11 protein-coding genes are annotated in these 10,762 nt (G+C 74.9%); 1 reads left to right on the top strand and 10 read right to left on the bottom strand.

All coding sequences use genetic code 11. The features are described 5' to 3' along the window. Positions 1-10: 10 nt before the first annotated feature. From ABZ923_RS25615 to ABZ923_RS25590, 6 genes are all read right to left on the bottom strand, one after another. Positions 11-358, bottom strand: a complete 348-nt coding sequence (locus tag ABZ923_RS25615) for a DUF1330 domain-containing protein (protein WP_361475811.1) — start codon at positions 356-358, stop codon at positions 11-13. Between the two features lie 110 nt (positions 359-468). Next, on the bottom strand, positions 469-1,047 hold the full coding sequence (locus ABZ923_RS25610) for an SRPBCC domain-containing protein (RefSeq protein ID WP_361475809.1): 579 nt from the start codon (positions 1,045-1,047) through the stop codon (positions 469-471). 53 nt (positions 1,048-1,100) lie between these two features. Beyond that, entirely contained in the window at positions 1,101-1,793 is a 693-nt protein-coding gene (locus ABZ923_RS25605) for an alpha/beta hydrolase (RefSeq protein ID WP_361475807.1), read from the bottom strand. Between the two features lie 69 nt (positions 1,794-1,862). Further along, on the bottom strand, positions 1,863-2,306 hold the full coding sequence (locus tag ABZ923_RS25600; RefSeq protein ID WP_361475805.1) for a type II 3-dehydroquinate dehydratase: 444 nt from the start codon (positions 2,304-2,306) through the stop codon (positions 1,863-1,865). Further along, positions 2,303-3,661 carry a cation:proton antiporter gene (locus tag ABZ923_RS25595; RefSeq protein ID WP_361475803.1) on the bottom strand — a complete coding sequence of 453 codons (1,359 nt, stop codon included), beginning with the start codon at positions 3,659-3,661 and terminating at the stop codon, positions 2,303-2,305. The genes ABZ923_RS25600 and ABZ923_RS25595 overlap by 4 nt, the downstream gene beginning before the upstream one ends. 33 nt (positions 3,662-3,694) lie before the next feature. Then, positions 3,695-4,468: an alpha/beta fold hydrolase gene (locus ABZ923_RS25590; RefSeq protein ID WP_361475801.1), complete on the bottom strand. Its 774-nt coding sequence runs from the start codon at positions 4,466-4,468 to the stop codon at positions 3,695-3,697. A 208-nt stretch (positions 4,469-4,676) separates the two neighbouring features. Between ABZ923_RS25590 and ABZ923_RS25585 the strand changes: the two genes are divergently transcribed. After that, the gene (locus ABZ923_RS25585) at positions 4,677-6,338 is read left to right on the top strand and encodes a bifunctional 3-(3-hydroxy-phenyl)propionate/3-hydroxycinnamic acid hydroxylase (protein ID WP_361475799.1); all 1,662 of its coding nucleotides are present in this window, start codon (positions 4,677-4,679) and stop codon (positions 6,336-6,338) included. Positions 6,339-6,775: 437 nt separating this feature from the next. Here ABZ923_RS25585 and ABZ923_RS25580 read toward each other — a convergent pair whose 3' ends face one another. Genes ABZ923_RS25580 through rifK form a run of 4 tightly spaced genes read right to left on the bottom strand, consistent with a single transcriptional unit; the run spans position 6,776 to position 10,653 of the window. Beyond that, positions 6,776-7,696 (bottom strand): ROK family protein, encoded by a 921-nt coding sequence (locus tag ABZ923_RS25580; protein WP_361475797.1) that lies wholly within the window; start codon positions 7,694-7,696, stop codon positions 6,776-6,778. A 2-nt stretch (positions 7,697-7,698) separates the two neighbouring features. Continuing rightward, positions 7,699-8,394, bottom strand: coding sequence for an HAD-IA family hydrolase (locus tag ABZ923_RS25575; protein ID WP_361475795.1), 696 nt, complete (start codon positions 8,392-8,394; stop codon positions 7,699-7,701). 7 nt (positions 8,395-8,401) lie between these two features. Then, a complete protein-coding gene (locus ABZ923_RS25570; RefSeq protein ID WP_361475793.1) occupies positions 8,402-9,496 on the bottom strand; it encodes a Gfo/Idh/MocA family oxidoreductase in 1,095 nt (364 codons plus the stop codon). Beyond that, entirely contained in the window at positions 9,493-10,653 is a 1,161-nt protein-coding gene (gene rifK / locus ABZ923_RS25565; protein ID WP_361475791.1) for a 3-amino-5-hydroxybenzoate synthase, read from the bottom strand. The genes ABZ923_RS25570 and rifK overlap by 4 nt, the downstream gene beginning before the upstream one ends. Positions 10,654-10,762: the final 109 nt, after the last annotated feature.

Below are 10,762 nucleotides of genomic sequence, written 5' to 3'. Positions count from 1 at the left end.
ACCCCGCGCGCTACTCGGCGGGCAGGTTCTCCCGCATCGCCTTCGCGGTGTGGGCGGGGTCGTAGTCCTCGGGGACGCCCGGGACCAGGACGATGTCGCCGGCGATGTGCCGGAAGCGCAGCGGTGCGATCTCCTGGTACGCGGGCGAGTCCCACCAGGCCCGGGCCTCGGTGATGCCGGGGAAGGAGATCACCACGACGTGTCCGGGCCAGTCGCCCTCCTTGACCTCGTGCTGTGCGCCGTGCACGAGGAAGCGGCCGCCGTACGGCTCCAGGGTGGCGGTGATGCGCTCCATGTACGCGGCGATCTCCGGGTGCGGGGCGGCCTCCTGCAAGTGGGCTATGGCGTAGGCGGGCATGGTGTCCTTCCGGTCGGTCGGCCTCCGTACACCGACGATCCTGACACGCGGGCGCACGCGGATCGATGACCTGAGAGGTAATCGCCCGGGCACGCGGCCGCCGCCGCGGGTCAGGCGCGCTTGGCCAGTGCGGTGGTGGCGGGCAGGGTGGGGTGGCGGGTCGGGTCGACCGTCGCGGTGAGGCCGTTGAGGAGGAGGCGGGTGCCGCCGCGGAGGTGGGCGGTGTCCTGGGTGCCGTCCCCGGTGGGCACGAGCCAGGTGTACTGCTCGGTCCAGGTCAGGTGGGAACCGGCGGGCCGGTCGGCGAGTTCGACGGTGACGAGGGAGACCCAGCGGCGGATGCCGTCGACCTCGGCCTGGTAGACGTACAGGATCCGGGTGTCCGGCACGATGTCCAGGAACCGGGAGCGGTAGGCGAGGTGTTCCTCGGTGTCGCCGGAGACGAAGACGTTGCGGGCGGTCTCCTCGCCGCCGACCCGGAAGTCCAGCTCGTGCCGGGCGGTGGCGGACCTGCCCGGCAGCCGGAACCAGCGGCGCCGCAGGGACGGGTCGGCGAAGCCGCGGAACACCTCGGCCGGCGGCACCGTGAAGTCCAGACCGATCGTGAACGAGCCGTGCAGCGCGGGGGGTGTGGGGCCGGCGGCCGGGGAACTCCCCGTCTCCACCTGCGTGAGGTGACCTGCGTCCATGGGACGAACCTAACACGGGGCGGGGCACCGGGCCGGGCGTCCCGCCCCCGCGGTCAGAGCCAGCCCTCCAGCGACTTCAGGAAGCCGTCGAGGTCGTCGCGGTGGATGCAGTGCCCGGTGTCCGGCACGTACACCACCTCGAAGCCGCGCGCGCGGAGCCGTTCGGCCAGTTCGTCCGGCACGAGGTGGTGGTCGCCTGCGCCCTGGACGAGCGAGGGCACCTCGGCGCGCGCGGGGATCAGGTCGCGGTCGCTCTGCAGCCACTCGATGGCCCGGACGTCCCAGCGGGCGTACCCGGCCAGCTCCGCCTCGATGTCCTCGGGCAGCCAACGGGGGCACAGCTGACGGATGCTCTCGGCGGTCGCGGACTTGGTGGCCTGTGCGAACTCCCGTACCTCGTCGACGGACTTGGCGCCGAGCTTCCACGCGGGGTCGCTGTAGACGACCCGGGCCGGGCGCAGGCCGGCGACCGCGAGGGCGAGCACGGGCGCGCCGAAGGAGTGGGCGAGGGCCAGGTCGACGCCGGCCGGGACGGTCTCCACGAGGTCGGCCGCGAGCAGGTCGGGCGTGTACTCGTCGGCGTGCGGGCTGTCCCCGTGGCCGCGCAGGTCCGGCATGAGCACGCGGTAGCCGCGCTCGACGAGGGCCGGCGCCACCCGGCGCCAGGTGTCCGAGGACGACATCACGCCGTGGACGAGCAGCACCGTCCGGTCGCCGTCACCGGCCTCGTGCAGGGCGAGCTTCATGAGCGGGGTGTCCTTTCGCGACACGGATGCGGTGAGGTGCGGGCGCGGCGCGGGCCGGCCCGCCGGTCGTCAGCGGTGCGCGCCGACCAGTTCCAGCAGGGCCCTCGCGGCCAGCCGGTAGCCCAGGGAGCCGAGGCCCACGACGACGCCGGAGGCCAGCGGGGCGATCACGGACTCGTGCCGGAACTGCTCCCGGGCCCACACGTTGCTCAGGTGCACCTCGATCCAGGGCCGCGGGTAGGCGGCGAGGGCGTCGCGCAGGCTCCAGCCGGCGATCATCAGCGCCCCGGGGTTGACGACGGCGCCGACGGTGTCGAGGTGGTGCCGGTGGATGTCGCGCACCAGGTCGCCCTCGGAGTCGTGCTGGAGGGAGAGCACGTCCCAGCCGGCGCCGCTCACTTCGGCGGCGACGGCCTTCTCGATGTCGGCGAGGGTGTCGGTGCCGTAGATCTCCGGCTCGCGGCGGCCCAGGATGCCGAGGTTGGGGCCGTTCAGCAGGAGCAGGGTGCTCATGGGGTCACCTCACTGTCGGGTGCGCCGGACCGTCCGGCCGCGCGCGGGGTCCGGCCCGGCTCCGCGTCCTGGAGGCTGAGTCCGGCGTCGGCGAGTTCCTCCGCGCGGGCCATCGCGAACCGCAGGACGGGCGGTGTCATCAGCGAGGTCACGATGGCGACGAGGACGATGATGGTGTAGGCGTCGGTGTCCAGGACGCCCAGGCGCAGGCCGGTCATCGCCACGACGACCTCGACCACGCCACGGCAGTTCATGCCGGCCCCGAGGGCGAGCGCCTCCCAGCGGTTGAGGCGGCTGAACCGGGCGCCGAGGAAGGCGCCGGAGAACTTGCCGAGGACGGCGACGGCGAGGACGGCGACGGCGGCGGCGAGGACCTCCGGGTGGCGCAGGCCGGTGAGGTCCATCCGCAGCCCGGCGGTGGCGAAGAACAGCGGGGCGAGGAAGGCCAGTACGGTCGTCTTCAGCGGTTCGAGCTTCTCCCGGTCCAGGTCCTTGCTGGTGCCGACCAGCACGCCGCAGACGAAGGCGCCGAAGATCGCCTCCAGCTTCATGGCCTGGGTGGCCGCGGCCCCGAACAGGACCAGTACGACGACCGTCATGATCGTGGGCGCGGAGCCCTCTGCGCGGCCGGCCCGGCGCAGTGCGGCGCCCACCAGCGGGCGGCCGAGGAACACGGCGAACAGCACGACGCCGACCGGGTAGAGCACGGAGGTCGCCATGACACCCGCGGTGAGTCCGGCGGTGGCCATCGCGGACACCACGGAGAGCAGGAACCAGCCGACGATGTCGTCCACGACACCGGCGGACAGGATCAGCTGGCCGATGTCGCGGTGCAGCAGCTTCATGTCGAGGAGCGTCTTGGCGATCACCGGGATCGCGGTGACGCACATCGCGACGCCGAGGAAGAACGCGAACACGGTGGGGTCGACACCGTCCGGCAGCAGGACGCCGCGCAGCGCGAAGCCGGTGGCGATACCGAGGCCGAGGGGCAGTACCAGGCCGGCGATGCTGACCCGGGCGGCGGTGACGCCGCGCTTGCGGACGAGACCGAAGTTCAGCTCGGCGCCGGTGACCCCGACGAGGAGCAGCACGCCGAGCTGGCCGGTGGCGTCCAGCAGGTGCATCTGCTCCGGCTGCCGGGGCAGCAGCCACGCGGAGAAGCCGGGCAGCACGTGCTGGAGCACGGACGGGCCGAGCAGCAGGCCCGCGCACAGCTCGCCGACGACCGCCGGCATGCGGAAGCGCTCGGCGAGCCGGCCCAGGACGAGGGCGCACAGCAGCAGGAAGGCGAGTTGGAGGAGGAAGACCAGGAGCGAGTGCGGGGCCATGGTGGGCACCGGGTTGGCGAGCGTCACGGGCTCTTCCCTCGTCGGGAGCGGTCGGTGGGGTCAGCGGGTGGTGTCGGCGCCCTGGCCGCTCAGGCTGCGGGACAGCAGCGCGATGACCTCGGCGCTGTGTTCGACGTGGAAGAAGTGACCGCCGGTGAAGACCTGTACGTCGGTCGGGCCGGTGGTGTGCTCCTCCCAGGCGCGCGCCTCGTCGAGGCTGGTCCGGGGGTCGGCGTCGCCGGTGAGGACGGTCAGCGGGCAGTCCAGCAGCCGGCCGGGGTCGTGCCGGTAGCTCTCGATGGCGGTGTAGTCGCTGCGGATCGCCGGCAGGAACATCGCCAGCACCTCCGGGTCGGCCAGGACCGCCTGGTTGGGGCCGCTCAGGGTGCGCAGCTCGGCCAGCAGCCCCTCGTCGGTCGCGTCGTGCACGCGCTCGTCGCGGTACCGGGAGGGGGCGCGCCGGCCGGAGGCGAACAGCCGTACCGGGGACGGCAGTCCGGCTTCCCGCATGCGCAGGGCCACCTCGTAGGCGAGGACGGCGCCCATGCTGTGCCCGAACAGGGCGAGCGGCCGGTCGTCCAGGTGGCGCAGGGCCGCGAAGATCTGGTCGGCGTAGTCGGGAATGTTGTCGATGCCGGGTTCCTGCCGGCGCGTCTGCCGGCCCGGGTACTGGACGGCCAGGACCTCCACCGCGGGCGCGAGGGCCGTGGCGACCGGGAAGAAGAAGCTCGCCGAGCCGCCGGCGTGCGGCAGGCAGACGAGCCGTACGTCGCTGTCCGGCGAGGGACGGAAGACGCTGACCCACTTCTCGAACTGTGCCGTTGCTCCAGGCATGCCGAAGGGCTCTCTTTCACGTCGAGGACATCGGGAATCAGCGTCTGGTACGGGACTTCGGCAGAGTAGGCCGAGCCGGAGCGGGGCCGGTATCCCTCAACCTGATAGCCCGCGGGCGGAACCCGGCCACAGCCGGTCGCCGGGCCGTACGCTCACCACCAGTCACCCGAGCAGGGCCCGTCAGCCAGGCCGCACCGAGGGGGTTTCCATGTCCGTTGTGCCCACCGACGACCCGAAGACGTCCAGCAGTTCACCGCAGCCGGAGCCGGGGACGGATGTGCTCGTCGTCGGGTACGGGCCGGTCGGCTCGGTGCTGTCCGTGCTGCTGGCGCAGCGCGGCTGGCGGGTGACGGTCCTCGAACGCCGGCGGCGGCCGTACACGCTGCCCCGGGCGACCAGTTTCGACGGGGAGACCGCCCGGCTGCTGGCCGGTACGGGCATCGGCGGGGAGCTGGGCCGGATCACCGAGCCGGGCACCGGCTACCAGTGGCGTACGGCGGACGGCAGGACCCTGCTGGACATCGAGTTCACCACCGAGGGGCCGTACGGCTGGCCCGACGCCAACACCATGCACCAGCCGGCGCTGGAGGAGGTGCTCGCCGCCCGCGCCGCGCAGCTGCCGAACATCACGGTGCTGCGGGACCGCCGGGTGGTGGACATCGCCGACGGGCCGGACGGGGTGACGGTGACCGCCGAGGACGACGAGGGGTCGGCGGGGACGTTCACGGCGCGGTGGGTGGTGGGCTGCGACGGCGCCAACAGCTTCGTACGGGACCGGATGGGCGTGTCCGTCACCGACCTCGGGTTCTCCTACGAGTGGCTGCTGTGCGACGTGGAGCTGCGCGAACCGCGCGCGTTCGAACCGACCAACGTGCAGCTGTGCGATCCGGCGCGGCCGACCACGCTGGTCGGCAGCGGGCCGGGGCACCGGCGCTGGGAGTTCATGCGGCTGCCGGGCGAGCGGGCGGCCGACCTGAACCGGGAGGAGACCGCGTGGCGGCTGCTCGCGCCGTTCGACGTCACCCCGGACACCGCGCGGCTGCTGCGCAGCACCACGTACATCTTCCAGGCGCGGTGGGCCGACGAGTGGCGGGCCGGGCACGTGCTGCTGGCCGGGGACGCGGCCCACCTGATGCCGCCGTTCGCCGGGCAGGGCATGTGCTCGGGGGTCCGGGACGTGGCCGGCCTGGCGTGGCGGCTGGACCTGGTGCTGCGCGGGACCGCCCCGGAGTCCCTGCTCGACAGTTACACCGAGGAGCGCACGGCGCAGGTCCGCGAGTCGATCCTGGCGTCGGTGCAGCTGGGGCGGCTGATCTGTGTGACGGACCCGGCGGCCGCGGCGGAGCGGGACGCGACGGTGCTGGCGAACCGGCGCGGGCGGGGGCCGGGCCGGCCGGATCCGGCGCGGCCGGTCACCTGCGGCCTGCTGCACCGCCCGGAGGGCACCGACGCGGACACCCGGGTACCGCCGGCGGGCGAGGTCCTGCCGCACGGCCGGCTGCTCACACCGTCCGGTGCGCCGCTGGAGGACCCGGTGGGCCGCGGCTTCGTCCTGTTCACCAAGTCCGAGGCGGAGCCGGCCCTCGGCCCGGACCGGCTGTCCTTCCTGCGGGACGTGGGCGCGGGGCTGGTCCGCCTGTGGCCGGCGGGCACGTCGTACGACGGCACGGCCGGGGCGACCGACGCGGTCGACGCCGACGGCGTGCTGCGCGCCTGCCTCGACCGCTACGGCGCGACCGCCCTGCTGGTACGCCCCGACTACCACGTCTTCGGCGCGGCAGCCGACCCGGCCGGCGTGAACGCCCTGGTGGACGACCTGCGCACCCAGGTGACGGCGACGACACCGGCCGGCGCGGCCCGCGTCGGCTGAGCCGGGCGGGCGGCGCGGGTTCGGTCGGGCGGGCGGCGCGGGTTCGGTCCGGCGGGCGGCGCGGGTTCGGTCCGGCGGGCGGCGCGGGTTCGGTCCGGCGGGCGGCGCGGGTTCGGTCCGACGGGCGGCGCGGGTTCGGTCCGACGGGCGGCGCGGGTTCGGTCCGGCGGGCGGCGCGGGTTCGGTCCGGCGGGCGCTCCGGTTGCGCTGGGCGGCGCGCTCGGGATGAGCGACGTGGGGCGCCGGAGCTGCCGGGTGGCGGCAGGCACGGACGGCCGGACCGGTAGACACGGGTGCCGGGCGCGGTGGCGCGGGCGGCCCACCCGGCCGACGCGAGTGACGGGCCCGGCAGACGCGGGCGGCGGACCACAGGGGGCGCGGGTGACGGGCCCGGCAGACGCGTTGGGTCGGTCGCTGGGTGGGGGGGTTCCGGGCCGTCAGAGCTGGCGGGCCAGCAGGACCGCGCCGCGGAGGGACGACAGGCCTCCCAGGCGGGCCGGGGTCGGGGTGGGGGTGGGGTGGCCGGGGCGGGACAGTGCGGCCAGGTGGGCCGTGACGCAGTCCAGGAGGGCCGGGATCCCCCCGGCGAAGCCGCCGCCCAGGACGGCGCGTTCGGGGTGGACGAGTTCCCCGACGCCGGCGATGGCCGCGGCGAGGGCGCGGGCCGTGCGGTCCAGTGCGGCGACGGCCCAGGGCCGCTGCTCGCCCAGGCCGCGGCGGAGTGCGTCGAAGGTGACCGGCGTGCCGCGCAGGGCGGTGGCGTGGGCCAGGGTGGCCGGGCCGGACGCGGTCGCCTGGAGGCAGCCGTGGCGGCCGCAGACGCACTCGGGGCCGTCCCGGTCGATGACGAGGTGGCCGATCTCGAAGGAGCCGCGGGCGGGACCGGGGCACAGGGCGCCGTTCAGCACGAGTCCGCCGCCGATCCCGGTGCCCACGCCGACGTAGAGGAGGTTCGGGCAGTCCGCCGCGTCCGCCTCGGCGAGGGCGCCGAGGTCGCCGTCGTCGGCCCAGGCGACCCTCGCCCCGGGGAACAGCGCGCGCAGGGCGGGGCCCAGGGCGAGCCCGGTCCACGCGGGGCGGCTGGGCCAGGCGGTGATCCGCTCGTCGGGGCCGACGGTGGCCGGCATGGCCACGCCGACGGCCCGTACGTCCGCCGCGCCGGGGAACTCCTTCAGGTGGGTGGCCAGGTCGGCCAGGTCGCGGTCGGCGTCCCGGTGCGGGCCCCAGGTGAAGGAGGACTCCTCGATCCGGCCGTCGGCGCGCTCCGCGCGGAAGGCGACCTTGGTGCCGCCGACGTCGATGCCGAGACAGCCCGGCGCCGAGGCGGCGCCGGGCTGCCGGTCCCGGGGAGCGGGCACGCTCAGTCGCCCGGTACGGCGGGGCACAGGGCGAGCAGGTCGCCGGGGCGGCGCAGCACCGCGTCGGGGCCGGCGGCGAGCAGTTCCTCCTCGTCGGGGCCGACCCACAGCGCGGCGGCCGAGGCGACACCGGCGTCCCGGGCACTGGCCAGGTCGGTGGGGGCGTCGCCGACCATGATGGCCTGCTCGGGCGGTACGTCCAGCAGTTCCAGCGCGCGCCGCACGATGTCGGGCGCGGGCTTGGGCCGGGCCACCTCGTCGGAGCCGATGACGTGCGCGAAGAACGGCAGCAGGCCGAGCCCGTCGAGCAGCGAGCGGGCGCGGTCGCCGGCCTTGCCGGTGGCCACGGCCAGCCGGAGGCCGCGCACCCGCAGGGTCAGCAGCAGTTCGAGGACGCCGTCGAAGACCTCCACGCGGTGGGCGAGCCGGTAGCTCTCGCGGACGAAGGGTTCCTCCATCTCCGGCGGCAGCCCCATGATCCGCATGATGTCGGGGAAGTAGCGGCCCTGGTGGCGCACGTACTCCTCGAACGGGGCCGGGCCGTCGCCGACGACCTCCGCGTAGGCGACCGCGAAGGCCTCCCGCATGACCGCGAAGCTGTCGACGATCACCCCGTCCAGGTCGAAGACGACCGCCCGCCGGGGTGTCGTCAGGAGGCCGGCCGGGACGAGGGGCCGGTCGGTCGAGTGGACTGTCATGGGGTCCTCATCTGCTGGTGGTCTGCTGGTACACGGGCTCGCTCGGCCCGTCGCGGCCGGCCCGCGCGGAGGCGTAGAGGCGCTCCATGAGCCGTACGGTGGTCCGCGCCTCGGCGACGGCCCGGCCCCGGCCGGCGGGGTCGGCGAGGAGGGCCGGTACGCCGTCCAGCTGCCGGCCGTACTCCGCGCCGACGGGTTCGGCGGGCACCGGCAACCGGCGGGTGGTGCCCTCGCGGGTGAGGGTGAGCACGGACTCCGGTTGCCGGTTGGGGCTGAAGCCGAAGGTGCAGCGCAGTTCGGCGGTGCCGGTGCTGCCCTCGATCCGGATCAGGGAGAGGTCCGTCGCCTCGTGCGACGCCCAACTGGCCCGCAGGGAGACGGAGACGCCGTCCTCGCGGAGCAGGAACCCGCGGGCGGTGTCCTCGACGTCCCCGGTGGGGGCGGCGGCCGGCTGCTCGCGGCGCCAGGCGGCCGACCAGGCACCGGTGTTGAGGAAGTCGTCCGAGGTCGCGCCGACGGCCTGGCGGACCGGGGACGGTCCGAGCAGCGCGGTCAGGGTGTCCACGAGGTGCCAGCCGAGGTCGACCAGGGCGCCGCCGCCGGCCTCGCTGCGCCGGGTGAACCAGCCGCCCGCCCGGGGCACCCCGCGGGCCCGTACCCAGGCCAGGTCGACGTGCCGCACCCTGCCCAGCTCGGGCAGCAGTGCGGCGAGTTCGCGGACGTCGGCGCGGTGCCGGGCGGCGCTGCCGGCCAGCAGCACACCGCCGTCGCGTTCGGCCTCGGCCAGGGTGTCGGCCTCCGCGCCGGACAGGCACACCGGCTTCTCCAGGAAGACGGACACGCCCCGGCCGAGCAGGCCGGCGGCGACCGTGGTGTGCAGGTGGTTGGGTACGGCGACGACGGCGAGGTCCACCGACCGGGCGTCGAGCGCGTCCGGTGCGGCGTGGGCGGGGGTGCCCGTCGCCGCGCCGACGGCCGCCCGCGCGGCGGGGTCGGGGTCGACGACGGCGACCAGGTCGAAGTCCGGGTGGGACCGCAGCCGGGGCAGCCACAGCTCCCGCCCCGCCCAGCCGAGCCCCACCACGGCGGCCCGCACGCTCATACGGCGGCCACTGCGTCCGCGATGATCTCGGCCGTCAGCTCCAGGTCCCGCTCGGCGGCCAGGAGCACCCGGTGGTGCAGCCAGACGCAGTCGCCGCTGATGGCCTCGGTGTTCGGGCAGCGCTCGGCGACCTGTTCCACGGTCTCGTCGGGGGCGCCGACCTCCCAGAAGGCGTCGGTGCGGTAGACGGCGCGGAACCCGGCGAAGGCGGGCAGCCCGGCGGCGACCAGCCGGTCGACGAGGGCGTTGCGGTCCGCCTCGGCGATGCCCGGGAGCCGGAACATCGCCATGTAGTGGGTGTTCTGGTCGGCGCGGACGTCACCGCCCTGCGGTACGACGCCGTCGACGGCGCCGAGCAGCCGGGACAGCAGTGCCCACCGCTGGTCGCGCAGGGCGGTCTGGGCGGGCAGGCGGCGCAGCTGGGCGCGCAGCACGGCGGCGGAGAACTCGTTGAGCCGCATGTTGGTGCCGGCGACCTGGTGCTTGTAGTGCCGGTCGGTGCGGGGCCGGCCGCAGCTGTGCCGCAGGAAAGCCGACTCGTACAGGTCGCTGTCGGGGAAGATCACGGCGCCGCCCTCGCCGGCGGTCATCAGCTTGCCGTTCTGGAAGGAGAACGCGGCGACCGAGCCGAGTTCGCCGACCCGCTTGCCCTGCCAGCGGGCGCCCTGGGCGTGGGCCGCGTCCTGGAGGATCGGGACGCCGGTGTCGGCGGAGAGCTTGCCGAGGGCGTCCATGTCGGCCATCAGGCCGGCCATGTGCACGGGCATGATCGCCCGGGTGCGCGGGGTGACGGCGGCGGCCGCCGCGGCGACGTCGATGTTGTAGGTGTCCGGGTCGACGTCGACGGGGACGGCGACCGCGCCGATGCGCTGGGCGGCCTGGGACGAGGAGATGAAGGTGAAGGCCGGCACGATCACCTCGGTGCCCGGGCCGACGCCCATGACCTGGAGGGCGAGTTCGAGGGCGTGGGTGCCGTTGGTGACGGCGAGGGCGTGCGGGGCGCCGTGGAAGTCGGCGAACTCACGCTCGAAGGAGTCGACTTCCTCCCCGCCCATGCGCCACCACTGGCCCTGTTCCAGGGCCCGGATCAGTCCGGTCCGCTCGTCGTCGTCGTACTGCGGCCACTTCGGGAATTCCGGTGCCGGTCGCGCGTTCATGGTTCTCCAAATCTCCGTCGGGAACGGGCTGGGCGGGAGTGAGCGGGCGAGGCGAAGAGGGGGGGCGACAGAGCCGGTCCGGACGGTTCGCGCAGTGCTGGCCGTCCTC

Source organism: Streptomyces sp. NPDC046881 (assembly GCF_040645015.1).
In the GTDB taxonomy this organism is placed as follows: domain Bacteria; phylum Actinomycetota; class Actinomycetes; order Streptomycetales; family Streptomycetaceae; genus Streptomyces.
This window is presented reverse-complemented; position numbering and strand designations above follow the sequence as displayed.

What these genes read in the sequence shown, in the direction of transcription:
- ABZ923_RS25615 (WP_361475811.1), bottom strand. Translation starts at nt 358, where the DNA reads ATGCCCGCCTACGCCATAGCCCACTTGCAGGAGGCCGCCCCGCACCCG.
- ABZ923_RS25610 (WP_361475809.1), bottom strand. Translation starts at nt 1,047, where the DNA reads ATGGACGCAGGTCACCTCACGCAGGTGGAGACGGGGAGTTCCCCGGCC.
- ABZ923_RS25605 (WP_361475807.1), bottom strand. Translation starts at nt 1,793, where the DNA reads ATGAAGCTCGCCCTGCACGAGGCCGGTGACGGCGACCGGACGGTGCTG.
- ABZ923_RS25600 (WP_361475805.1), bottom strand. Translation starts at nt 2,306, where the DNA reads ATGAGCACCCTGCTCCTGCTGAACGGCCCCAACCTCGGCATCCTGGGC.
- ABZ923_RS25590 (WP_361475801.1), bottom strand. Translation starts at nt 4,468, where the DNA reads ATGCCTGGAGCAACGGCACAGTTCGAGAAGTGGGTCAGCGTCTTCCGT.
- ABZ923_RS25585 (WP_361475799.1), top strand. Translation starts at nt 4,677, where the DNA reads ATGTCCGTTGTGCCCACCGACGACCCGAAGACGTCCAGCAGTTCACCG.
- ABZ923_RS25575 (WP_361475795.1), bottom strand. Translation starts at nt 8,394, where the DNA reads ATGACAGTCCACTCGACCGACCGGCCCCTCGTCCCGGCCGGCCTCCTG.
- ABZ923_RS25570 (WP_361475793.1), bottom strand. Translation starts at nt 9,496, where the DNA reads ATGAGCGTGCGGGCCGCCGTGGTGGGGCTCGGCTGGGCGGGGCGGGAG.
- rifK (WP_361475791.1), bottom strand. Translation starts at nt 10,653, where the DNA reads ATGAACGCGCGACCGGCACCGGAATTCCCGAAGTGGCCGCAGTACGAC.